The sequence below is a fragment of the Pseudomonas sp. NFIX10 genome (assembly GCF_900111955.1).
GTDB lineage: Bacteria > Pseudomonadota > Gammaproteobacteria > Pseudomonadales > Pseudomonadaceae > Aquipseudomonas > Aquipseudomonas fluorescens_AA.
Window position 1 is genome coordinate 36,964 of the sequence record NZ_FOKH01000043.1, and the last position, 24,301, is coordinate 61,264.

Annotated in this window: 20 protein-coding genes; 5 read left to right on the plus strand and 15 right to left on the minus strand. The window is 62.3% G+C overall.

Annotation, left to right across the window (positions count from 1 at the left end; all coding sequences use genetic code 11):
- Positions 1 to 5 precede the first annotated feature (5 nt).
- Positions 6 to 851, minus strand: a complete 846-nt coding sequence (locus BM321_RS27600) for a sulfotransferase family protein (RefSeq protein ID WP_092446093.1) — start codon at positions 849 to 851, stop codon at positions 6 to 8.
- A gap of 304 nt (positions 852 to 1,155) precedes the next feature.
- Here BM321_RS27600 and BM321_RS27605 point away from each other — a divergent pair, with 304 nt between their 5' ends.
- Both BM321_RS27605 and BM321_RS27610 read left to right on the plus strand, forming a co-directional pair.
- Positions 1,156 to 1,743, plus strand: coding sequence for a phage tail protein (locus tag BM321_RS27605; RefSeq protein ID WP_092329875.1), 588 nt, complete (start codon positions 1,156 to 1,158; stop codon positions 1,741 to 1,743).
- Positions 1,744 to 1,789: 46 nt separating this feature from the next.
- Complete coding sequence (locus tag BM321_RS27610) at positions 1,790 to 2,101, plus strand: DUF6916 family protein (protein WP_092446095.1); 312 nt, start codon at positions 1,790 to 1,792, stop codon at positions 2,099 to 2,101.
- A gap of 132 nt (positions 2,102 to 2,233) precedes the next feature.
- Here the strand turns inward: BM321_RS27610 and BM321_RS27615 are convergent, their stop codons facing one another.
- From BM321_RS27615 to BM321_RS27630, 4 genes are read right to left on the minus strand one after another with little or no spacing between them, the layout of a single operon-like run.
- On the minus strand, positions 2,234 to 2,725 hold the full coding sequence (locus BM321_RS27615; RefSeq protein WP_092446097.1) for a GNAT family N-acetyltransferase: 492 nt from the start codon (positions 2,723 to 2,725) through the stop codon (positions 2,234 to 2,236).
- 15 nt (positions 2,726 to 2,740) lie between these two features.
- Positions 2,741 to 4,837, minus strand: a complete 2,097-nt coding sequence (locus BM321_RS27620; protein ID WP_092446099.1) for an efflux RND transporter periplasmic adaptor subunit — start codon at positions 4,835 to 4,837, stop codon at positions 2,741 to 2,743.
- Position 4,838: 1 nt separating this feature from the next.
- Positions 4,839 to 6,158 carry an efflux RND transporter periplasmic adaptor subunit gene (locus BM321_RS27625; RefSeq protein ID WP_092259149.1) on the minus strand — a complete coding sequence of 440 codons (1,320 nt, stop codon included), beginning with the start codon at positions 6,156 to 6,158 and terminating at the stop codon, positions 4,839 to 4,841.
- A complete protein-coding gene (locus tag BM321_RS27630) occupies positions 6,155 to 6,934 on the minus strand; it encodes an efflux RND transporter periplasmic adaptor subunit (RefSeq protein WP_092446100.1) in 780 nt (259 codons plus the stop codon). Before BM321_RS27630 ends, BM321_RS27625 begins: the two co-directional genes overlap by 4 nt.
- Positions 6,935 to 7,401: 467 nt before the next feature.
- On the opposite strand from BM321_RS27630, the gene BM321_RS27635 reads away from it, so the two are divergent.
- A complete protein-coding gene (locus tag BM321_RS27635) occupies positions 7,402 to 8,091 on the plus strand; it encodes an NYN domain-containing protein (protein ID WP_092446102.1) in 690 nt (229 codons plus the stop codon).
- Here the strand turns inward: BM321_RS27635 and BM321_RS27640 are convergent.
- Genes BM321_RS27640 through BM321_RS27650 form a run of 3 tightly spaced genes read right to left on the minus strand, consistent with a single transcriptional unit; the run spans position 8,072 to position 12,455 of the window.
- On the minus strand, positions 8,072 to 10,522 hold the full coding sequence (locus BM321_RS27640; RefSeq protein WP_175534982.1) for an alpha/beta fold hydrolase: 2,451 nt from the start codon (positions 10,520 to 10,522) through the stop codon (positions 8,072 to 8,074). The genes BM321_RS27635 and BM321_RS27640 overlap by 20 nt on opposite strands.
- 9 nt (positions 10,523 to 10,531) lie before the next feature.
- Positions 10,532 to 11,974, minus strand: a complete 1,443-nt coding sequence (locus BM321_RS27645; protein WP_092446113.1) for a TIGR01777 family oxidoreductase — start codon at positions 11,972 to 11,974, stop codon at positions 10,532 to 10,534.
- Complete coding sequence (locus tag BM321_RS27650; protein ID WP_175534983.1) at positions 11,967 to 12,455, minus strand: cell division protein; 489 nt, start codon at positions 12,453 to 12,455, stop codon at positions 11,967 to 11,969. Before BM321_RS27650 ends, BM321_RS27645 begins: the two co-directional genes overlap by 8 nt.
- Before the next feature lie 404 nt (positions 12,456 to 12,859).
- Between BM321_RS27650 and BM321_RS27655 the strand changes: the two genes are divergently transcribed.
- Positions 12,860 to 13,231 carry a DUF6124 family protein gene (locus tag BM321_RS27655; RefSeq protein WP_092446105.1) on the plus strand — a complete coding sequence of 124 codons (372 nt, stop codon included), beginning with the start codon at positions 12,860 to 12,862 and terminating at the stop codon, positions 13,229 to 13,231.
- Positions 13,232 to 13,399: 168 nt separating this feature from the next.
- Here the strand turns inward: BM321_RS27655 and BM321_RS27660 are convergent, their stop codons facing one another.
- From BM321_RS27660 to BM321_RS27690, 7 genes are all read right to left on the minus strand, one after another.
- Entirely contained in the window at positions 13,400 to 14,266 is an 867-nt protein-coding gene (locus BM321_RS27660; RefSeq protein ID WP_092201384.1) for an ABC transporter permease, read from the minus strand.
- Positions 14,267 to 14,278: 12 nt separating this feature from the next.
- Complete coding sequence (locus BM321_RS27665) at positions 14,279 to 15,139, minus strand: ABC transporter ATP-binding protein (RefSeq protein WP_092446107.1); 861 nt, start codon at positions 15,137 to 15,139, stop codon at positions 14,279 to 14,281.
- 5 nt (positions 15,140 to 15,144) lie between these two features.
- Positions 15,145 to 16,170: an ABC transporter substrate-binding protein gene (locus BM321_RS27670; protein ID WP_092446108.1), complete on the minus strand. Its 1,026-nt coding sequence runs from the start codon at positions 16,168 to 16,170 to the stop codon at positions 15,145 to 15,147.
- A 37-nt stretch (positions 16,171 to 16,207) separates the two neighbouring features.
- Complete coding sequence (locus BM321_RS27675) at positions 16,208 to 17,110, minus strand: TauD/TfdA dioxygenase family protein (RefSeq protein WP_072409312.1); 903 nt, start codon at positions 17,108 to 17,110, stop codon at positions 16,208 to 16,210.
- A 563-nt stretch (positions 17,111 to 17,673) separates the two neighbouring features.
- On the minus strand, positions 17,674 to 19,041 hold the full coding sequence (locus BM321_RS27680; protein WP_092446110.1) for an HlyD family type I secretion periplasmic adaptor subunit: 1,368 nt from the start codon (positions 19,039 to 19,041) through the stop codon (positions 17,674 to 17,676).
- Complete coding sequence (locus tag BM321_RS27685) at positions 19,031 to 21,187, minus strand: type I secretion system permease/ATPase (RefSeq protein WP_092446117.1); 2,157 nt, start codon at positions 21,185 to 21,187, stop codon at positions 19,031 to 19,033. Before BM321_RS27685 ends, BM321_RS27680 begins: the two co-directional genes overlap by 11 nt.
- 37 nt (positions 21,188 to 21,224) lie before the next feature.
- A complete protein-coding gene (locus BM321_RS27690; protein ID WP_092446112.1) occupies positions 21,225 to 22,574 on the minus strand; it encodes a TolC family outer membrane protein in 1,350 nt (449 codons plus the stop codon).
- Between the two features lie 357 nt (positions 22,575 to 22,931).
- Here BM321_RS27690 and BM321_RS27695 point away from each other — a divergent pair.
- A partial coding sequence (locus BM321_RS27695) for a retention module-containing protein (RefSeq protein ID WP_139236219.1) occupies positions 22,932 to 24,301 on the plus strand: 1,370 nt, incomplete at its 3' end.

The following is a 24,301-nucleotide window of genomic DNA, read 5'->3' on the forward strand; positions in this document are numbered from 1 at the left end:
CGCAGTCAGCTGACGGCGGCGTCGGATTTCATCCGAATGACATTGGCGGCGCTTGCGGACCCATCGCGCCAGAACGACAACTCGGCATACTTTTCAAACAGATCCGGCGGCAACAGGGTGCGCCGGGCTTGCGGCGCGACCTTGGGCTTGACCTTGTGCAGGCCGGCAACGCCCAGGGCCTGGTCGAAGGCCGGTGCGTCGTAGGTCAAGTGATTGAAATCGTGTTCGAACCAGGGCTCGCCGATGAACTCGTACACCAGGCGCATGACCCGTTCGGGGGCCAGGCTCAGCAGGTCGTAGTCAACGATCAGCAGCGACTCGGCGTTCTCGCCGTAATAGGCCTCTTTGAGCGCGGTCCAGGCGAACCCCACCAGACGGTTGCGCTGGGCCAGGGTTTCGCAGCGGCTGTAGACGGTGTTGCGCTCGTCATCGTCGTTGAACAGCTTGGTGTTCTCGAACGGGTTGGCGCGATAAAGGCGCTCCAGGCTGTCGAGGATCCAGGCGACATTGCGCACGCAAGCGATGGTCTTGGCTTGGGGGAACAGGTCCCGCAGGGCAGGCAGGCGGGCACACCATTGGCGGTTGGTGTCGAAGATGACCGGTTTATCGGCTTTGTCGGCGTAGTAGGAATCGAAGAGGCCGCGCAACAGGCGGCGGCGCAGGTCGGTGTCGATTACCGAACCGAACTCGCTGCCGGCGCTGCATTGCTGCAGCACGCTGCTGAACAGCGAACCGACGGGACTGGTCATGCCGGCATGAAAGCGCGGATTCTGCAACAAAATGGCAGAAAGCAGGGTCGAGCCTGAGCGCGGTAAACCGGAAATAAAGTGAAACTGCGGCAATCCCTTCACCTGTTTTGTAGTCCCTTCGTATCGCCCAAGCGTAGCCGAGGAAACAATCTTCGCCTAGTAGTACTTTGATATCAGATTCACCCAGGCTGTAAAAAAGATGGACGGTAGAGACGCTCGGTGAACCTGAATCGATTAAGCCGTTTCGCGACATTTTTCCGCCCGCCTCGCTCGGCAAAATCAAACATCCCGGTCTACGCTCAGCCGTGCGTGACCAGGCCAGGGAATCAAAGGAGTCGGGCTGATCGCACTCTTGTCCTTTATGTGCCGGCATTGCGAAACCAATCACCTGAAGGATGAGGAATCTATGGAAGTATTCATCGGCACTATCCAGTCATTCGCCTTTAACTTTGCCCCCAGGGATTGGGCCCTGTGCAACGGGCAGACGCTTTCCCTTTCTCAATACCAGACCTTGTTCGCCTTGATCGGCGTGACGTACGGAGGCAATGGCCAGACCACCTTCATGCTGCCCAACCTGCAAGGTCGTCTGCCCTTGGGGCAAGGCAACGGCCTGGGCCTGACCCCGCGCGTCATCGGCGAGGTCTCCGGCACCGAAAACGTCACCCCGACGCTGAACAACCTGCCCATCCACACCCACACCCTCACGGGCGTCACCGCCTCGACCACCCTGCAACTGGCGAACCCGGCCAGCAATCCAGTGAACACGCCCACGGCCACCAACTCATTCATCGGCACCTCGGGCACCGGGCCAGGCTCGGCGGCGATCTATTCCGACCAGATCGGTGCCTCGCCCGTACCGCTGCAAGGTGTCAGCACGACCGTCAGCGGCACGATTTCCCCCGCGGGCAACGGAATGCCATTGGCCGTCATGAACCCGTTCCTGGCCATCAACTTCAGCATCGCCCTTCAAGGCTACTTTCCGTCCCGTAACTGATGAACCGCCGGAGGGCTGCGGTCCTCCGGCCTTTTGGAGTGTCGATATGCTGCAACAGGTTCATAGCCGCCATTTCCAAGCGCTGCTGGGCCAGACCGGCAGCCTGACCCTGCCCGACGGCAGTTGCCTGCCGGTGCGCTTCGAAACCCTTGAAGAAACACCTCGGGCGAAGATGCCGAACACCGAGCGCATGCCCTTCAGCGTCGAGTTCAACAGCCTGGAAAGCACCGCGTTCGTGGACGGCCTTTGCGCGCTGGAGGTGCCGGAACTGGGCAAGATCGAGGGAGTGTTCGTGTCACGGATACCGCCCATGGGACGGGATCCGGCGCTGGGGTATTTCTACATCGCGTTTAACTAAAGACTGATGGTCCCTTGTGGGAGCGAGCTTGCTCGCGATGGCGGACGGTCAGCTTGCATCCATGTTGGATTTCCCGCCCTCATCGCGAGCAAGCTCGCTCCCACATTGAACAGGTGACAAGTCAGGCACTGTTCAGTTGCCTTTCGGATACCAGACCAACCGCTCCGCCGCCGGATTGCGCTCTTGCACTTCGAAACCCAGCGCCAGGTAGTGCCGGCGTGCATGGGGGTTGCTGGCCCAGACCACGGTCGCCACCGGGCAGCGGATCTGTTGCGCGGCTTTCTGCACCCCTTGCAACACCGCCCGGCCATACCCCTGCCCACGCGCCTGGGGAATGAAGGCCAGGTACAGCACGCGAATTTCATTGGGGCCGAAATCCGTGCTCAAGGCACCGATCGCGGTGCCGAGTTTTTCCACGACGTAATGCATGGCGTCGGGAAAGTTCTCGCCCAACCCTTGCTCCTGCACCTGGAACTGCTGGGCAATCACCTGCTGCACCTGTTCGGGGTCGCCGTCGATCCATTGCAGGTCCGGCCGCGCTGCCTGGTAAAGGCCCTGCAGGAACGGGCCATCGCTGACCCGCGATGGACGCACCACCAATCCCTCTGCCGCCACTAAATCCATGCTCGCTCCCCAGGACTAGAACCCGCTTTCCCTGACACCCAACGCCGCCAACCGTCGCCAGGCCGCTCCCAACACCGACTCGCCCTTGCCCTGCAACACCGCCACGCCACGCAGCGGCTGTGCCGGAGCGGACGTGTCGTCCAGTGCACTCAGGCGCACACCGTATTGAGCCTGAACCGGCTCGGCCCGTTGCTGCGAATCGCGGCGCACCGCAATCGGCCCATGGTGGTCGGACGTCAACGCTTGCTGTTCGACCCAGGCCACGCCGTTGGTGTCGATTTCATTCAACTGCACGGCAATCGACGTGTGCATCGGATCGTCCGCGATGAACCGTCCCGTGGCACCCGGCCCGACCCGCCAAAGCTCGGCTTCGGTGAGGTACCCGCGCAACCGCGAATCGGTCTGCACCACCCGCGCCAGCGCCTGCGTCGGTGACAGCCAACGCCCTACCGACAGTTGCGGCAACACGTCGCGCACCTGGCCGGCATGGGGCGCACGCAACAACAGGCGTTCGCGCTGGGCCACCAGGCCCCGGTGCTCGGCCACCGCTTCGGCCAGTTGCTGTTCGATGATGCCGGCATCGGCGGCGGTTTCGCTGCGCCCGGCCTGGCGGCGCATCTGCAACTGCTGGATCTGGATTTCCCGGCGCACGATGGCCAGGCGCGAGGCCATGTCCGGCGATTCCAGTTCAATCAATACATCGCCCTGGGCCACGGTCTGGCCGTCGTGCACATTCACCTGCTTGACCCGTGCCGCCACTGGCGCATGCAAGGCACTGGCCCGCCCGGCCTCGAGCATGACCGGCACTTCCACCGCGCTGCGCCAGGGCAACAGCAACGCCAACAGCACCGCCAGCAAGACCAGGCTGCTGAGAAGCATCCGCCCACGGTGGGCTTGCTCACGGCGGCTCCACCATTGCCGCCATTCATTCACGATGGGCATAAAAATGAACCACACCAATTCCACCATCATCAGAAAAATGCCCAGCACCTTGAAGAACAGGTGATAGACCGCCAGGGCAATCCCGAAAAACAACAGCGCCCGCCACAGCCAGGAACCGTACCCCCAGACCAGCAAACGCCGGCGCATCTTCGGCGACCAGGGCTCCGGCGCCGCCGCGCCATAACCGAACAAGGCTTCGCGCAGGCGCCAGCGGCACAGGGCGAACGCACGCCCCTGCAGGTTATCCACCGCCCAGAAATCACTGAGCAGGAAATACCCGTCAAAACGCATGAAAGGGTTCAAGTTGATGATCAGCGTGGTGATCCAGGTGGCGCTGGCCAGCATGAACGCCGCGGTGCGTGCCGGCCCGTCGGGCAGCAGCGACCAGGCCAGCAGCGCGATGCACGCCAGCAGCAGTTCGGCCAGGACGCCGCCGGCGCCGATCAGCAACCGTGCGCGACGATCGTTGATCCGCCAGGCGTCGCTGACATCGGTGTAGAACATCGGCAACAGCACCATGAACGCCACGCCCATGCTTTGCACACGACAACCAGCGCGCTTGGCCATGAAGGCATGGCCGAACTCATGGCACAGCTTGGCGAAGAGTAACGCCGTCCCGAAGGCCAGCGCACCGCCCAGGCTGAACAGGTGCGGAAACGTCGCGATGAAGCGCTGCCAGTCCCGCGACACCAGAAAGATGCCGAGGCCCAGGGTCAGCGGCAGGCCATAGCGCAGGAGCCCGGGGCCGAACCGCGCCAACCAGGGCCAGGCCCGATTGAGAAAGGCGTCCGGGCGCCACAGCGGTATGCGAAAAAACAGGTATTGATGCAGCAGGATCTGCCACAGGCTCTGGCGTTGTGCGGCGGTCTTGAAGAGGTAACTGTCGCGCTGCTGTGGGTCCATCGCGCTGATCAGGTCATGGCCGCGCAAGAAACCCAGCAGTTGCTCCAGCGACTCGCCGTTGAGCGGCAGGCCCGGCTCGCGGTTTGCGGCTTGCAGCACCTGCTCCGGATCGCCCAGGGACCAGTGCCGCAACATGCGCATTGCCGCCGCGCCAAGCTTGAAATAGCGCCCGCGCACCGGATCGGCCAAGGTCCACTGCGGCGAACCGTCCGGGTCCGGTGCCGCCGGGGACAACTGCAGGTCCGGCCGCAGGCTCGGCAAGTCCATGCTACAGGCCTACGCTCTGGCGCAGGCCGGCCAATGGCCGACGCAACAGGTACAACGCCAGCGGCGCGCGGTCGCCGAAGACCTTCGCCGTGCCCCGCAGGCCGATGCGCGGCGCCGTGGCATCGAAACGCGCGTCCAACCGATACGCCAGTTGCCCGGCGGCGGTAGGCTGCGCTTCATAGGCCGAGCGCTCGAGCCAGGCCAGGTGCCGCTGCAACGGGTCGCTGTCGAGAAACAACGCCACTTGCGCACCGGGCTCCAGGGCGATCGCGTCGCCCACCGCCAATTCAATACGCAACTCGGCCTGGTTCGGGTCGGCGATTTCCATCAGCCGCTCGCCGGTCTGCACGGGCTTGCCGAGCCAGCGCTCGGCGTCGGCGAACACCGCAATGCCGTCGCGCTCGGCGCGTACTTCGCTGCGCTTGAGCAGTTCAAGTGCGTAGTTGCGCTCGGCGCGTTTCTGTTCGACGCGGGCGGCCAGCAAGTCAATCTTCGAACTGGATTCAGCGTCGGCAAACGAGCGCTGGGAATTGGCCTTGAGTTCGGCCTCGGCCACGCCCAACGCACGCTCGGCCACATCGGCCTGGGCCTTGAGGCTGGTGCTTTCGAAACGCAGCAGCAGGTCGCCGTTCTTGACGGTCTGGTTGGGCTTGACCAAGAACTCGGCAATCACCCCATCCAGCGGCGCCGCCACCACCTGCCCGCCCAGCGGTACCACTTCGGCCGGGGCCAACACGGATTGGCGCACCGGGATCAGCAAGCCCAGCAGCAACACCGCCACCAGGGCGACCTGGCGCTTGCGCGTCCAACGCAGGCGCCACGGCTTGCGTGGTTGCAGCGCCAGCCACGCATGGCTGTAGGTGTCCCCCAGTTGCGACAGCAGCACTTGTTCGGGTGGGGTCCAGGGCAGGTCCCGGGCCAGCCACAAACCGCCGAATACCTGGCCCTGATGATCGATCAATGGCAGCCAGAACACTTGCCCGGCGGACAGGCTTTGCCAGTCCGCCCGGATGGATTCGCTCACCCCGTCGGCGGCGATCACCCGAGCCTGATTCAACAGGCCCTGTTTGAATAGCTGTGCCACCGCCTGCTCGACAAATGCCACGAATGGCGCATTCGGCTCCACGGTACTGACGCCAGTCACCGCCTGGACCTTGCCGGCGATCAACAACGCGGCATGACGAAAGCCGAACAGGGCCTGGCCGTCATTGACCAGGCTGTAGCTCAATTGTGCCGGCGTTCGTGCCGCCCGGGTCTGGCGTTCAAGGTCAAGGAAGCGGGCAAACACCTGCTCGGCGCTGCCCGATACCGGCGCGTTCACTTGGGCTCCGCGAAACGCGCCGTGCCGCTCATGCCCGACAGCAGGCCGCTGGCATCCGGCACGCTCGCCACCAGCAACAGGGTCTGGCTGCCCTCGTCGATGCGCGCGCCCAGGCGCTTGACCGTCGCTTGCAACGGCTTGCCGGTTTCATCGGGGACGAAGGTAAAGGGCTGGCCAGGCTTGAGCCGGTCCATCCAGCGCGACGGCACCAGCAGATGGATCTCCAGGGTGCGGTTGTCCACCACATCGAGCAACGGCGCGCCGGCCGCCACGCTTTCATAGCGCTGGACCTTGCGCGCCACCACTTGCCCGTCGAAGGGCGCGATCACGCTGCAACGCTTGACCTGAACCTGGTACACCTGGGATTGGGCCTGAGCCTCGCTGAGCCGAGCCTCGGCCCGCGACACCTCAAAGCGCCCGACCGATTTCAACTCCGCCAATTGCCGATTATGCGCCAGCTCTTCACCGGCCCCCCGGCTTGCCGCCTGGGCCGCGTTGAGCTGGGCCTGATAGGCCGAGCAATCGAACCGCGCCAGGGTATCGCCCTTCTTGAACGACTCGCCCTCGCTGAACGGCAACTCGACGATGCGCCCGGCCAACTCGCTGGCCAGCACCGCCTGGTCTCGCGCCCGAAGCACCCCACGCGCCTCATTGCCACTCGGCGCACTGGCCGTGACGCCGCTTTCCAGCAGAGGATCGTCCGCGACAGGCGTTTGCGCCTGCACGCCGCACGTTACAAAGGTCAATCCCACAACCCAACTACTCAAACGTCGCATGACCGTGACTCCCTGACGGATGGGCGGAGTCTACGACAGCGGTGGGGGGCGTCAAGGGAGTAGCCGTCAGGAGTGAGAAAACTCTTGTTTCAAAAAGGTCGAAGAGGGGACAAAAAAACGCTCAGTTTTTTCCTGATATGTACGGACATCAAATCCTACAAAGTATTGAGAATTTCCATTCGTTGGAAAATGGTTTTCGGTGATGGATTTCTACCGTTGATCTAAGAGAGGCTCTATTTCGTAACAAACGCTGACAGATCAAGCAAAGAATGGATTTGACCTTCCACCATGCATACGCTCAACACTGTTGCGCCGGTGACGAGAGAGAATCCAGCCAACGGTTGACGTTATGACACGCTCAACTTAGGATGGCCCTACTCAACCCCGTACGCAGAGATTCAGTTCTCTGGCTGTTGGGGTGAAAAAACCGGCTTAGGCCGGTTTTTTCGTTTCTGGGGATCGAGTTTGTGCGCACCGAATTTTTTGTTGACGGCTATAACCTGTTCTATGGACTGCTCGCAGACACACCTTACAAATGGCTGGATTTGCGAAGCCTGTTGTCACACATCGCGCATATCGAAAACCCGCACAGCACAACTGCCTCAGTTGATTACTTCACCTCCTCGGTCAAACCGTCACTGGCCACCCGTGGTCGAGTATCAAAAGAAGCGCAAGATTCTTATATCCGCGCCCTGAAGACCACCCATATCCGTGTCCATTACGGTCATCATCAACTTGAACCTGCCAAAGCCCCTCGTTTCGTTGACAGAAAGACAAAAGCCTCTCGAGAGGACAAAGTCGACATCTGGAAGCTGGAGGAAAAAGAGACGGACGTTCACATAGCAATCAGCATGTACCGAGCCGCTGCAAAGCAAACGACGCTGAAGAATCATGAACGGGTGGAGCAATTGGTCCTTGTATCCAGCGACACCGATATGACTCCCGCTTTGAGAGCGTTGCGGGAGGATTTTCCCGAAACAACCGTTGGCGTTATTCTTCCTCATCGAGCTGAGCTGAATCGTCCGTCTCCAGGTTCGTTAAAGCAGCACGCCCACTGGATACGCCGCGTTGTCACTTGCGACGAACTCCAATCGCACCAGTTCCCCAACCGAGTGCCCACGCACAAAGCCCCCGCCATCAAGCCGGACTATTGGTAGCAACCAACGTCAACTCACCATCCCGATACACCACCTCACACCCCAGCCACGTCACATCCACCTGCGGCAGCACCGCCGAGGGTTTGCGCAACTCACGCAGCAACGTCGAGCCGTGGGACAAACGCCCACCCATGCGCGCAATCACCGCCCGGGCGCTTTGATAGTGTGCGTGGCGACCAGGATCCAGGGTGTCTTCAAGCAGAATGTCCTCACCCAGAATCCCCTGGGCCTGCCCCGGATAAATCATGAAGCCGCTGGCCTGCTCGGTGCCTTCACGACCGTCCTGCCAGAAGCTGCCATCGCGGGTACGGATGTCCGGGTGCGGCGCGAACCAATGCGCTCGGTCCGCCGTCGGCATGGCATGGTGCAGGCGAAAGAACATCCGCATCAGGTTGTCGCGATACCATTCGCGCACTTGCAGGTAGTAACCACGCAAGCCCGGCAGGCCGGTCGAATGAGCCAGGCGAATCGCCAAGGGCCATTGTGGGAAGGCCTGCAAGGGCAACTCGATCAATGCTGGGCGTGGCGTCGCCGGGTCGGTTTCCCAGGGCAGGCGATGGGGGCTGTGTTCAAGGTTGTCATAGGCGGTCGGCGGCCGCCCCAACAGGTCGCCGCCACTGCTGGCCAAGGCGCTGGCGATGCACAGGTTGCCCTGCACCACGAACACGTAGAAGCGGGTGAACCAGTCGGCCAATTGCTGGCCGTCGGCACCTTGTCCGCTCAGTTCGAGCAGCTCTCGGTCAAAACGTCGCAAGCCGCTTTCCAACGTCAGCAAATGCCCACGGGCGATGCGTTGCATGCGCAGGAACAACGGCAGCGAGCGCAGCAGGCGCAGTGGCCGCCACGGCAGGTGCGGTGTCGCACCGCCGACCTCGCCAGCGTAGCTGCTGGCGCTGATACCCCAGTCGGCCAGCCGGGCGAGAAACAGGTCATTGTTGATATACGAAGCACCGCCAAACACCGCCGTGAACGGCTCGTTGTCCTGCAACACCCGCGAGTCCCAGCGCGCCATGATCGCCGGGATGCTCGCCGCCGCACGGCGCTGGGCGTACTCCACCAGGACGCTGGGTTGCGGCGGCAGGATCTCGGCGATGTTCGCGGCGGTCAGGTGGCGGCGCCAGCCGTAGTCGCTGATCGGGCGGTATTGCAGCAACCACAGTTGGGTGCCGTCCCAAGCCCATTCGACGTCGCCGGGCACGTAGTGGAACACCTGCAGCACGCCTTGCAGGAAACGCCATAGCACGTCTTCGGTCAGGCCATGGGCGGGCTTGAATGTGCCGCTGCTCCATGACTCGCCGAGGCGGGAAAGGATCGCCCGCTCGGGGCTCACCTGACCATCGGCCAAAGACTCCAGGTGACCTTCGACCCACTCCAGCTCGACGGACAGGTGGCGCACAAAGGCGATCCCCGACAGCCGTGGCGTGATGAAACGCTGCACCACCACTTCCTCGACACCCGCCGCCGTCAACTCGGCAATGCGCGCCGGCACGTTGTGCGTCGGTTCACGCAGAAACGTGGTGCTCAGGCCGGCATTGGCCGCATCGGCCTGATCCTCCCCATAACTGGAAGAACGCACGGCCCAGATAGCGTCCGGCTGGCTCTTCAGAAAGCTCGGCAAGCGCGGATCATTGCAGTCGTTGAGCGTCAGCGCCGCAGGCACCGGCTGCCCAGCCAGTACCGCCAGACGCAAACGGCCGCCCTTGGTGTGCGCGACGAACCCACACTCGCCCGACTCCAGCCATGCGGCGAACTCGGCCGGCGCATCGATCCACGGGTAATGACCCCAGCCGGGTTTCAGGCTGATGGTCAGATCGGCACGGGCTAGAATGGCGGACCAGGCCGCCGCTTGCGCGACACCCAGCACTTTGTCCTGATCGCCCCACACCAGCTCGACCGGGTCGGTGATCCATTCCTGCAGCGGCAACGCAGTGTCCGCACGCAGCTGATCCCAGAGCGGCACAAAGGCGCGGCAACGGGCATAGCCGGCGCCCATGCGCTGGTATTGCGCGGGCGTCCAGGTCTGGCGGGAGAATTTGTGGGCGAACAGCGTCGGCTTGTTCGAGAGCAGCCAGTGGATGGTCTTGCGAATCAGCAGCGGCGACATCAACGCCGGCAATCGTCGCTGCCACAAAAATGCGCCCACCGGCGCCAGCAACACGCTGCGGCAGAAGTGCCCCGGCTGCCGTTGCAAGGCGTGCAGCACCAGCAAGGCATTGACCCCGACCGCCATGATCGCGCTGCCCTTGTCCGTTGCCGCCAGCAACGCCTGGGCATAGGCCGCCAGGTCCTCGCAAGGGGCCTGTGGGTTATTGCCAAAGCCCGGCAACTCTAATGGCACCACGTCGTAGCGTTCAAAGTGCGGCAGCGCGTCATCCCACCAATCAGCAGCGCTACCGTTGCCGGCCAGCAGGTACATCCGGGGCTTGCTCATGGACGGTCCTCAGGCCAGGTCGCGCAGGGCTGCGTCGAGGGTCGGATAACGGAAGGTATAACCGGCCTCGACGAGACGATTGGGCACCACGCGCTGGCCGTCGAAAAACAACTGGGCCATCTCACCCGCCAGGGCACGCACCGGCGCGGCTGGGATGTGGAACCACACCGGACGCTTGAGCACCTTGCCCACGCGCTCGGCGAACAGCGCCTGACTGACGGTTTCCGGTGCCACCAGGTTGTAGGTGCCGCTCAGGCCCTCGTCATCGAACGCACGGGCGATCACTTGGATGACATCGTCGCGGTGCACCCAACTCATGATTTGCCGACCGTCACCCATCCGCCCGCCGAACCCCAGGCGAAACGGAATCAGCAGTGGCAACAATGCGCCGCCCGGGCCGAACACCACGCCCAGGCGCATTACCACCTGGCGCACGCCCAGCTCCGTGGCGGGCCGGGCCGAGGCCTCCCAACGCACACAGAGTTCAGCCATGAAACCATCGCCCCGGCTGGCGCTTTCATCGAGGCTTTCGCTGGCGTCGCGCACGCCATAAAAACCGACGGCCGAGGCCTGTATCCACAATGCGGGTTTGTGTCGGGCGTTTTTCAACCAGGTCATCAAGGCTTCGGTGGTGTTGACCCGACTGGCGATGAGTTGCGCCTGGCGCTTGGGACTCCAGCGCGGCCCGGCCACCGGCGCGCCCGCCAGGTTGATCACGATGTCGAAGGTTTCGTCATGGCCCAGTTTGCCCAACGCACGCAGACAGCGAGCGCGACCGTCAAACAGATACGCCGCTTTCAACGGATCGCGAGCCAGCACGCTGACCGTGTGCCCGGCATCGAGCAGTTGATTGACCAGCGTCTCGCCGATAAACCCGGTGCCCCCCGTGACCAGCACGCGCTTATAGGCGCCACCGGCAAACGGGTTGGCGGGCTTGCCCGCGCGTTGCATGCGCAAGGCCGCCACGCCGTCGCGAATCCCCGAGGCCGTGACCCCGATGGCGAACAAGGTCAGCAGCCAGCCGCGCCAGCCCAGGTCGATCCCGCTCAGGCCGGTGGGCAAACTCGCCCACTGAGCCAGTTGCACCCCGTACAGCGCGAAGAAGGCACCGCCGTTGACCGCCAGTACCGTGTGCATGATCCGCTCGATGGGCGGCAGTTTGCGGCTACGGTCCTCGACCACGAAGTCCCACAGCGTCAGACCGATCTCCAAGGCGAACAGCAACGCGATGACAATCGCCCAGGTGCCTTCGAAGGCCAGATGGGCAATGCCCAGGAACAAGATCCCGTAGAAGCACGAACGCAAGGCGTGGATCGACAGCTCCAGCCGCGCACTGTGACGATAGGGCAAGGCGACGGTCAGTTCGTGGTGATACAGGGTATCCAGCGCGCCCAGGATCGCCTGGGCGATCAACAGCGTGATGGCCCAGTCCAGCAGGGAAAAGTCAGGCATGGTTTGCATCACCTGGCGCATGGTCAGTCAGGGAGGTGCGGCGGTCATGGCGATAGAGCCAGAACAGCGGCGGCAGTAACAGCAGCAGCGCGAGACCGTCGAGCCACAAGTGCGACCAGACCCGCGCCTGGGCGGAAATCAGCATGTCCTGGGGCGCCCAGAGCAGGATGCCGGCGATTATCCAGGCCCAAGGCATGGCGCTTTTCAGGCGATTGCCGATGTGTACGAGGGCGAGCATGTACAGCGCGTAGCTTTGCAACGTGGCACCGAACAAGGCCAGCCACCAGACCTGCTGTGCGCTGGCCGTCGCGGGCACCGCGGCGGCGCCCCAGAAGGCCTGTTCGATGTTTTGCAGGTAGCCATCGAGCAAGCCCGAATGGCCTGCCCAGCTCAGGGTGATGCCGGCAAGCAGATGCATCAGGGCGGCGGCATAAAGCCAATTGACCAAGGCTTTGCGAAGGGTGCTTTGAGGGACTGGCATTCCGTGTCCTGAAGGCTTGCTGGAGGGTCGCAAGTCTAATGGAAAAGGAGGAGGCTTTATCTGGCTATTTGGATTGGGTGCACTCGTACAGCCAGGTCCTAGGAGATTTCCTTCAAGTTGTAGCGATGTTGGTGAACTTGTCCGGCTTGGGGCTCACCGCTAGTCTGGGTTTGTCACTGAAAAAACGGTGACACGGACGTGCAAGTCCGGGTAAAAGACGTCGCACATCGCTATCAGCCTTGATCAAGGCTTTTTATGGCGGTTGTGCGTGGGAGATTTTTCCGCAAGGAGGAATCTGCCGGGGTTCCGTCTGCCCGGTCTTGCACACCTACGTACAACTGCCACCTCATTTGCGTGCAAGCGAAAGAGTGACAGTTCCAACACTACAGATGGAGCTACACGACATGTTCAAAGTGACACCAAATCCGCCAGGAGATCCTGGCAACCTCTCTGACAAATCCTCGAAAACAAAAAAACTCGACGAAGCCGCCGAGCGCGCCCTCGACTACTACCTCAATCCCAAACCGACCGATGAAGCCTCTGGCAAAACCCAAACTGCCCACCTCTTCATGGTCGCCCCGGACATCGATACCGAAACCCTGCTGGCCAATGCTTCCGAAGACCTGCTGTCCATCAGCGCCATCGCCGCCGACCTGGCGGATGACGTTGAAGGCAGCCGCCGCAGTGTCATCCTGGCGATCAGCCGGATGGCTGATGGCGTGCAGTTGTTGGTGGAGCGGGCGATGGATCGGCTTGAGGTCCAGGCGTCGGGCTGACATTCCTGTGGTGGATTGAAAACCGCTTTCGCGAGCAAGCCCGCTCCCACACTGGATCTTTGTCGAACCGAAATATTGAGATCAACATCGATCAACTGTGGGAGCGGGCTTGCTCGCGAAGGCGTCAGCCCAGACACCTAAAGCCATAGACTGCATTCACACCATCGGTTAGCGCTGCATCCCCCAGCGTTTCACCGTCACCCGCTCCAAACTGTCGAACACCAGGTTCTCCACCAGCAACCCGATCAGGATCACCACCGCCAACCCGGCAAACACCTTGTCGGTGTACAGCTCGTTGCGGTTCTGGAAGATGTACCAGCCCAGGCCGCCCTTGCCGCTGGTGGCGCCGAATACCAGTTCGGCGGCGATCAGGGTCCGCCAGGCGAAGGCCCAGCCGATTTTCAGCCCGGCGAGGATCGACGGCAGCGCCGCCGGGATCAGGATGAACAGCACAAAACGCAGGCCCTTGAGCCCGTAGTTGCGCCCGGCCATGCGCAGCGTTTCCGACACACCGAGAAACCCCGCGTACATGTTCAACGCCAGCGCCCACAGCACCGAATGCACCAGCACGAAAATCAGGCTGTTCTGCCCCAGGCCGAACCACAGCAGCGCCAACGGCAACAGGGCGATGGCCGGCAGCGGATTGAACATCGACGTCAACGTGCTGAGCAGGTCGCGGCCCAACTGCGTCGACACCGCCAATGTGGTCAAGCCAAACGCCAGGACGATGCCCAGTAGATAGCCCTTGAGCAGCACCACCAGGGAAATCCACACCTTGCCCAACAGCTCGCCGCTGAGCAAACCGTCATACAACGCGCTGGCGGTCTGCAAGAAGCTCGGCAGCAGCAGGTCGTTGTTCTGGTAGCGCGCCACGCCCTCCCACACCACTGCCAGCAACAACAGGATCAAACTTTTGCGCAGCCAACCCTGTTGCCAGAGGCGCTGGCCCAAGGGCAACTCCCGCTCCAATGGCACGTGGGTCAGGGGTTGCAGGTCGACTTCGTACTCTTCGCGCGCAGGCGATAACTGGCTCATGAAAGGCTCCCCTTAATACGCGATACGGATGTCGGTGAAATCCAGCTCACGCTCGATTTCAGGCGGCTGACCTTCATTGAACAGCAAGCCATGAATCCGCCGCGCCGTGTGCTGGAACCCCACGCCGCCGAGGCTGTGCAGATCGTATTGATGGCTGTGGACTTCCGCCCGCACACGCCCAGGGTGCGGTGACAGCAGCAGGATGCGATTGCCCACCACCAACGCTTCCTCGATGGAGTGGGTGACGAACAACAGCGTGAAACGCACCTCTTCCCAGAGCAGCAGCAGTTCTTCCTGCATCTTGCGTCGGGTCAGGGCATCGAGGGCGGCGAAGGGCTCGTCCATCAAGAGGATCTTCGGCTGCATCGCCAGTGCCCGGGCAATCGCTACCCGAGCTTTCATGCCACCGGACAACGTGTGAGGGTAGGCATCGGCAAACGCCGCCAGGCCCACTTTGTCGAGGTAATGCAGCGCCCGCTCCTCGGCCTCGCGACGCTTGAGGGTGCCGGACGCCAGCAGCGCGAACATCACGTTCTGCTTGACGGTTTTCCACGGAGGCAGTTGATCGAACTCCTGGAATACCACGATCCGGTCCGGTCCCGGCGCGTTGACGGTTTGGCCTTGCAAGCGAATCTCGCCTTCGCACGGCGTGATGAAGCCACCAATGGCCTTGAGCAAGGTGGACTTGCCGCACCCGGACGGGCCAAGCAACACAAAACGGTCCGCCGGATCGACTTCGAAACTCACCTGGTGGGTGGCCCGTACCACGCGTTGTGGCGTGCGGTACTCCAGGCTGACGTTGTCCACCGACAGCAATGCCGTGCCGGTGGCGGTGGGATTGCTGGCCGCGTGGCCTTGCAAACGCGCGTTCATGACAATCAGCTCCCCTGCAACGGTTTGGCGTCCTGGAAGAAATAGTCTTCCCATGACGCCGGCTTGTTCTTGATGGCGCCGACGCGGTAGAGGAATTCAGCCAGCGGGTAGGTGTTTTTCGGTGTGACGGTGAATTCGATCTGCGGGTCGTCGATGATTTTCAACAAGGTCGCCCGGTCGATCTTGGCCTTGGTCACCCGCAGGTAGATGTCCGCCGCCGCACCTTTATCGTTCTGGGCGAACTCGGCCGCTTCGGTCAGCGCCTCGACGAACGCCTTGTAGGTCTTCGGGTTTTCATCGCGGAATTTCTCAGTGGCGAACAGCACCGTGGGTGAGTTCGGCCCGAGCACGTCATAGGAGTTGAGCACCACATGGACGTTGGGATTTTGCAGGGCCTGGTCCTGGAACGGCGGGTTGGAAAAATGCCCGGTCAATTCGGTGCCGCCGGCAATCAACGCCGCCGTGGCATCCGGGTGCGGGACGGCCAAGGTGTACTTGTCGAGGCGATTGAAGTCCTTGTCACCCCACTGCTTGGCGGCGGCGTATTGCAGGAAACGCGACTGCACCGAAACACCCACCGCTGGCACCGCGATGCGGTCCTTCTCGGTGAAGTCGGCAATGGTCTTGACCTTGGGGTTGTTGCTCAACAGGTAATAGGGAAAGTTGCCCAGGGAGGCCACGGCCTTGACGTTCTGCTTGCCACGGGTGCGGTCCCAGACCGTCAGCAACGGCCCGACGCCGGCTCCGGCAATGTCGATGGAACCCGACAGCAATGCATCGTTGACCGCCGCCCCGCCGGACAGTTGGGTCCAATCGACCTTGATGTCGATGCCCTCTTCCTTGCCGTGCTTCTCGATCAATTGCTGGTCGCGGACCACGTTCAGCAACAGGTAAACGATGCCGAACTGCTCGGCGATCCGAATCTCGCCCTCGGCGTGGGCGCTGGCCGTCGCGACCAGGTTGCCGGCCAGCAAACTGAAGCCCAGGCCGATGGCGGCGGCCAGCGGTGCAAAAGCAATGCGCTTGGACATGGTGATTCTCCGGGCTCTTGGCGCGAGGCGCAGCCGATCAGAAAGGGGCGTCGCCCTGGATGGTGGTGCGATACAGCTTGCGGCGCAGATGGCTCGGGCAACCGGCGGCCAGGTGGATCAGCGAGCGGTTATCCCAGAACACCAAGTCATGGGGCTGCCATTGATGGCGATAGATGTTTTGAGGCAACACGCTGTGGGCATACAGCTCCGTCAGGATGGCTTTGCTTTCATCCTCCGGCAGGCCGACGATGCGGGTGGTGAACCCCTCGCTGACGAACAATGCCTTGCGCCCGGTTTCCGGGTGGGTGCGGACGATGGGGTGCACGACTTCGGCCACCTGGGCCAGTTGCTCCGGCGTCAACGTCGGGCGCCAGTTGCCTTCGAATTTGGTTTCGCTGTAGCGCGCAGTGTAGGAATGCGCCGCCGAACGGCCCTCGACCGCTTTACGCAACGTTTCGGGCAAACCGTCCCAGGCCTTGTGCATGTCGGCGAACAGCGTGTCGCCGCCTTCGCTCGGCAGTTCCTGGGCGTGGAGCATCGAGCCGAGGCTGGGCAGCTCCTTATAGGAAAGGTCCGAATGCCAGAACTTGCCTGCATCGCCGAGGCCGATGGATTGGCCGTTTTCGATGATGTTGGACACGATGAGGATTTCCGGATGCCCGGCCAGCAGGAACTGCTTGAGCACATGGATTTGCAGCACGCCAAAACGGCGGCTGAAGGCGATGTGCTGTTCGGGGGTGATGCGCTGGTCGCGGAACACCACCACGTGATAGTCCAGGTGCGCGCGATGGATGCGGGCGAAATCCTGGTCGTTGATGGGCCGGGACAGGTCCAGCCCGACGATCTCGGCGCCGACGGCATCGCGAAACGGGAGGATGGCGAACGACTGCGGCGCGATGGTCGCGGCATTTGAATCTGGAGAAAAGGAAACGGCTGGCATACATCACTCCCACACAGCGCGCTTCAATGGGCGCGCAATCGATCAAAAACTCACGGGGTCACCGTGTTGGTTTGTGTCGTGCGGCGTGCCGATTGGTCGGCAGGTACGCAGGAGGATGACTTTAAAGCTATAAGAATTGGAATTTAAATACCGTTAATGAATAACGATATGGCGTTTAGCTCAGGTGGCAGAAACTGTTGATCGTTCCCACGCTCTGCGTGGGAACGCAGCCAGGGACGCTCTGCGTTCCGAAAGCGTGACGCGGAGCGTCACAGGAGGCATTCCCACGCGGAGCGTGGGAACGATCAACCTGAGAACTACCGCTCGTGCAACGCCTCGGACCGGGCCTTGATGATCGGCTTGAGCAGATAGCTGAGCACGGTTTTCTTGCCGGTGATGATGTCCACCGACGCCACCATCCCAGGGATGATCAGCAAGGGTTGTTGATCGTCCCCACGCTCTGCGTGGGAACGCAGCCAGGGACGCTCTGCGTTCCGAAAGCGTGACGCGGAGCGTCACAGGAGGCATTCCCACGCGGAGCGTGGGAACGATCAACCTGAGAACTACCGCTCGTGCAACGCCTCGGACCGGGCCTTGATGATGGGCTTGAGCAGATAGCTGAGCACGGTTTTCTTGCCGGTGATGATGTCCACCGACGCCACCATCCCAGGGATGATCAGCAAGGGTTTTTCAGGCGTGCCCAGATGGCTGCGTTCGGTGCGCAGCTTGATGATGTAGTAGGTGGTTTTCTTGTCTTCATCGGTGATGGTGTCGGCGCCGATCTGTTCCAGCTTGGCTTTCATCCCGCCGTAGATGGTGTAGTCGTACGCGGTGAATTTCACCGTGGCGTCCTGGCCGGGGTGCAGGAAGGCGATGTCCTGGGGACGGATTTTCGCTTCCACCAGAATGGTGTCGTCCAGCGGCACGATTTCCACCAGGTCGCTGCCGGGCTGGATCACGCCGCCGATGGTGTTCACCAGCAGCTTGTTGACAATACCCCGCACGGGCGACGTCACCAGGGTCCGGCTCACCCGGTCCTCCAGGGCCTTGCCGGTGGCCTGGGCCTTGTTCAGGTCGGTGCGGGCTTCGTTGAGCTGGGTCAGGGCTTCGCTGCGGAACTTGCCGCGGGTCTCGTCGATCTTGCGCTGCACTTCCTTGATCGCCGATTCGGCGCGGGGGATCGCCAGCGTCGTGGCGTCCAGTTGCCCACGGGTCTCGACTTCGGCGCGCTTGAGCCGCAGCACTTCCACCGGCGACACCGCGCCCTGGGCCACCAGCGGCTCGGACATGTTGATTTCCTGGCGTTGCAACGCCAGGCCGGAGCGGTACTGCGCCTGCTTGGACACGAACTCGCGCAGTTCCTGCTGGCGCTGGATCAACTGCTCCTGCAAGCCGCCGATTTCATCGTGCAACTGCTGGCGGCGGCTGATGTACAACGACTCTTCGCTGGCGGCCTGGCCCGGCACCGCCTTGAGCACATCGGCCGGGAAGTTCAGCGGCCGGTCATCGACCTCGGCGCTCAGGCGCTCGACTCGCAACAGCATGGACAGTCGATCAGCCTCGGTTTCGCCGACGTTGGAGACAAATCGTGTGTCGTCCAGGCGAATCAACGACGCGCCGGCGTCGACGATCTGCCCTTCCTTGACGAACAGCTCTGCGACGATGCCGCCTTCCAGGTTCTGGATTTTCTGGATCTTGGACGATGGGATCGCCTTGCCGTCGCCCTTGGTCACTTCGTCGATCTCGGCGAAGTTGGCCCACAGCATCAGGAATACAAAGAAGCCGATGATGCCCCAGATCGTCAAACGCACCACCCGGGGAGCGTCCTCGATCAGGGCTTTGTTGACCTCGGGCAGCGGCTGGCCGTGCAGCGAGTCGGAACCTTTGAAATAGCGGCCCACCCCGCCCTTTAAACCTGACTTAAGCAACACTGATCTGCCCCTTCTTCAGCGCTTCCATGACCGCGGCTTTCGGGCCATCGGCGAGGATCTGTCCACGGTCGATCACCAGCAGGCGATCCACCAGCGACAGCAAGGATGCCCGGTGCGTCACCAGCAGCACGGTCTTGTTTTCCACCACGGCGGCCAGGCGCTGTTTCAAGCGCTCCTCGCCGGTGTTGTCCATGGCACTGGTGGGTTCGTCCAGCAGCAGGACAGGCGGGTTGAGCAGCAGCGCGCGGGCCAGGGCGACGTTCTGGCGTTGGCCACCGGACAGGTTCTGCCCGCGCTCGCCGACTTGCAGCTCATAGCCTTGCGGATGCAGGCGGGCGAATTCGTGCACACCCGCCAGCTCAGCGGCCTGGAGCACCAGTTCGTCTTCGACGTAACGGGCGCCGGAGGTCAGGTTGTCCCGCAGGGTGCCGGCCAGTAGCTGGATGTCCTGGGGCACGTAGCCAATGTTGTAGCGCAGCTCGCTGACGTCGATCTGGCGGATGTCCACGCCGTCCACCAGCAAGGCACCGTCGTCAGGCTGATACAGGCCCACCAGCAATTTGGCGAGCGAGCTTTTGCCCGAGCCGCTGCGACCGATGATGCCGATTTTCTCCCCCGGCTTGATCACCAGGTTGATGTTCTTCAGCGCGGCGTTCTGCTGGTTCGGGTAGGTGAAGTTCAACTGACGGCATTCAATGGCGCCCTGCAGTACCTTGCGGCTCAGCGGACGCTCTTCGAAATTGCGCTCTTGGGGCAACTCCATCATCTGGTCGACCGAGGTCATGGTCACCCGCGCCTGCTGGTAACGGGTCAACAGGCCCGACAGCGAGGCCAGCGGGCTGAGGGCACGGCCGCTGAGCATGTAGCAGGCGATCAGCCCGCCCATGCTCAGGTTACCGGCGATGATCTGGTAGACGCCGAAGATGATCATGATCACGCCAGCCAATTGCTGGATCAGCAAGGTGATGTTCATCGCCAGGCCGGACAGCATTTTCACCCGCAACTCGAGGCGGCTGAGGGTGCCGATGGTCTGCTCCCACTGGTACTGGCGCTCGCTCTCGGCGTTGTTGACCTTCACCGCATCGAGGCCCGCCAGGGTTTCGATCAGGCTGGACTGGCGCTCGGCGCCCAGGGCCATGGTGCGCTCCATTGTCGCCACCAGGGGCTTCTGCAACGCGTAGCCGATCAACAGGGCAATGGGGAAGGCCAGCACCGGGATCCACACCAGGTGCCCGCCGAGGATCGCGATGACCAGGAAGATCAGCAACGTGAACGGCAGGTCGATCAGGCTGGTGAGGGTCAGCGAGGCGAGGAAGTCCCGCAGGCTCTGGAACTCATGGATGTTCTGGGCAAAGCTGCCGACCCGCGCCGGGCGGAACTTCATGGACATGCCGACGATGCGCTCGAACAGCGTCGCCGAGATGATCAGGTCGGTTTTCTTGCCCGCCAGGTCCAGGCACAGGCTGCGCAGCATCTTGAGGATCAGGTCGAACATATAGGCGCCGGTGATGCCCACGGCCAGCACCCACAGGGTCGATTCGGCCTGGTTCGGCACCACGCGGTCGTAGACGTTCATCACGAACAGCGGCGCGGCCATGGCGATGATGTTGATCAGCAGGCTCGCGGCGATGGCGTCGGCGTACAGCCAGCGGGACCGCTTGAGGGTGTCGCGGAACCAAGAACGCGCCCGGGGAATGAGCGTGCCGTGGTTGACGTCAAATTTATGTTGGGGTTGGGCGAAGAACACCTTGCCGCTGTAGTCGTCCGCCAGCAGTTCACGGCTGACCGTGACCTCTCCACCATCGCTTTCGCTGAGCAGCAGCCGCGCCTGGTCGTCACCGACCCAGCCCAGCAGCACAGCGCTGCGGCCGTCTTTGAGCAGCAACAACGCCGGCATGGCGATGGTCGGGATCTGCTCCAGCTTGCGTTGCAGCACCCGGCCTTGCAGACCGGCACGGGCCGCCGCGCGCGACAATAATTCGACGCTCAGCCGTTGCTTGGGCAGTGGCAGGCCCGTGGTGAGCATCGCTGCGCTGGCCGGCTTCTGATGCAGCATGCAGAGCGCCAACAAACCGTCCAGCAACGGGTCGTCGTGCAGCGTGCGCGGGTCATGAACTAGTTCGACTGGACTGACTTCTGATTCCACGCTCGGCACTCTGACTGATTAAAACAGGTGGTAGGACTCAATTCATCCCAGGCAACTGAACCTTGGGTTTCACGTCGTTCTGCACAACCGATGCCAACGGTGCGACCACACCCTGGCTTTTCAACAGTTGGCCCATGGTTGCCTTGATGCGGTATTGGGTGAACAACTGCACGTTCTTGATTTCCGCCAGGCGCCGGGAAGCGGTGAACAGCTCGTTTTCGCTGTCGAGCAAGTCGAGCAGGGTCCGCTCGCCAAGGCTGAACTGCCTCTGGTAGGCGGTACGCACGCTGGTGCTGTGGTCCACGTATTGCTGGGCGATCGGCACCTGGGCATTGGCGTTGTTCAGGGCGTTCCAGGCCAGGCCCAACTCTTCATTCAATTGGCGCAGGGCATTGTTGCGGATGTCCAGGGCCTGGTTGGACAGGTACGACTTGGATTCCAGGTCCGCCTTGTTGCTGCCACCGGCATACAGGTTGAAACGCATGCGCAGCATGGCTTGCCATTCATTGTTATGGCCGTTCTGGCCGTCCAGGTCATTGTCGGCCGTGCGGCCCAGCTCAGCGTCGAAACGTGGATAGAAACTCGACTTGGCGGCTTCGTACTGTTGCTCGGCGGCGGCGATGTCCGCTTCGGCCGAACGCAGCACCGGGCTGTTTTCCAGCATCTGGGCGCGGGCTTCGGTCAGGTTGGCCGGCAACAGCGCCAGAAAATCGGCGGGACGCTCCAGTTGATCGGGCAGTTGGCCGACAGCGCTGAGGTAGTTGGTCTCGGCATCAGCCAGGTTGGTCTGTTCGGTGATCAGGTTGTTGCGGGCCTGGGCCATGCGCGCTTCGGCCTGGTCCAGGTCGGCGCCGCTGCCCACGCCACGTGAGGTACGCAGCTTGATCTGGTCGAAGATGCGTTCGTGGCTCTTGAGGTTTTCCTCGGCCAGGCGCACGAACTCACGACGGGTCAGCACATCCAGGTAGACCTGGGCCACGGTCAGGCCGGTGCGCTCGGACGCATCCAGCAACGAGTAGGCACGGGCGTTGACGGTGGCTTGTTGACGCCCCACTTCGCTGGACGTCGCAAAACCGTCAAAAACCATTTGTGACAGGCGCAGGCTCGATTCACTGCGGTTCAGGGTTTCCCAATGGTTGTTGCTGCCCGACCGGGTGGTGACGCTATCGGTGCCTTCACGCCCGTACCCGGCTGCAAGGTCCACCCTAGGCAGGTAGCCGCCCTTGGCCGCCTTGAGTTGGTAATCCGCCGCGAGACGACTGTTCACACCGGCCTGGATTTCCGGATGGACATCCAAGGCCTGTTGCATGGCTTGCGGCAAGGTTTGTGCTTGTACGAGATTTGCGGCGAGGGCGAAGGGCAAAGCCATGAACAAGTGCGGACGCATGGTGTTTTTTTCCTGAACTCTTGTCTTGAATCACAGCGAAACGTGGCGCTGCATCGGATGATGGCAACCGGAATGACCGTATGTCGGAAAGTTCGAAACAAGAACTGGATCAAGCACCGAAAGGACAGGTCGCCGCTTAAATATCAATGTGACATTACTGAAGCGATTGTTTAGGATGGCCGACACAAGGTCAATAGTTTGGCATAAACAAATAAATCGAAACTCAACAGCCAAATTATTGACACAGCAAAGCGTCAAAACAACCTTACTTAGTTAAAGAGAACGTCCAGACCGCCGAGGCTCAGAGGCCCCCGGGTCCATGGAAGTCTACTGAACGTGGCACCCGGAGAGTCTTCAATGAGCAGTGTTATTGCCGTCGTCAAAAGCATTGTTGGTCAGGTTTTCGTCGTATCCCCAGAGGGCATCCGTCGCGTACTCATTGAAGGCGATCGCCTCTACACAGGCGACCAGTTGGACACCGGGCCGGCCGGCGCCGTCACATTGGAATTGGCCGATGGCCGTACCCTGGACCTGGGTCGCGATACCCAATGGAGCGCCAACGCCCCGGACTCGTCCACGGACCTGGCACAAGCCACTGCCCAGGCCGCGCCGTCCGTAGAAGAGCTGCAACAAGCCATCGCCGCGGGCGCCGACCCGACCACTGCCCTTGAAGCCACGGCCGCCGGTGCTACCGCTGCGGGCGCGGGGGGTGCCGCCGGTGGCGGTCACAGCTTCGTGGCACTGGACGCCACCGCCGGCAGCGTCGATCCGACCATCGGTTTCCCGACTGAAGGCTTGAGCACGGCCGCCGTCGCTGACAACAACATCAACGGTCTCGACACCAACGCCAATACCACAGCCAACACCCTGCTCAACGCGACACTGTCCCTGAGCGCCACCCCGACCCTGACCGAGGCCGGTGGTGTACTGGTCTATACCGCGACGGTCACCCAGGCGCCCCAGACCAATCTGACCGTGACCCTGTCCAACGGCTCCGTGATCGTGATCCCGGCCGGCCAAACGACCGGTAGCGTCAACGTACCGCTGGCAGCGAACGATACCGTCTACAACGACGCCAGCCAGATCAGCGTGAGCGTCACCGGGACCACCGGTGGCACCGGCATTGCCGTGACCCTGCCCACCACCCCGGCAGTGACTCAGATCACCGATACCATCGACACCACCAATGTCACCCTGAGCGCAGGCAACACGGTGACCGAAGGTGGCCAGATCACCTACACCGCCACCCTGACCAACCCGGCCCAGACCCCGGTAACCGTGACCTTGAGCAACGGCTCGGTCATCACCATTGCCGCTGGCCAGACGACCGGCACAGTGGCTGTGGATACCCCGGCCAACGACGTCTACAACAACGGCAGCACTGTCAGCACCACCATTACTGGCGCGACCGGTGGCAACTTCGAAAACCTGGTGCCGAGCACCACGCCTGCGGTGACCACGATTACCGATTCGGTGGACACCACTGGCCTGACCCTTTCGGCCAGCAACACCGTTACCGAAGGCGGGCAGATCACCTACACCGCGACCCTGACCAATCCGGCCCAGACCCCAGTGACCGTGGCCTTGAGCAATGGCTCGGTCATCACCATTGCCGCCGGCCAGACTACCGGCACCGTGGCTGTGGATACCCCGGCCAATGACGTCTACAGCAACGGCAGCACCGTCAGCACCACCATTACAGGGGCGACAGGTGGCAACTTCGAGAG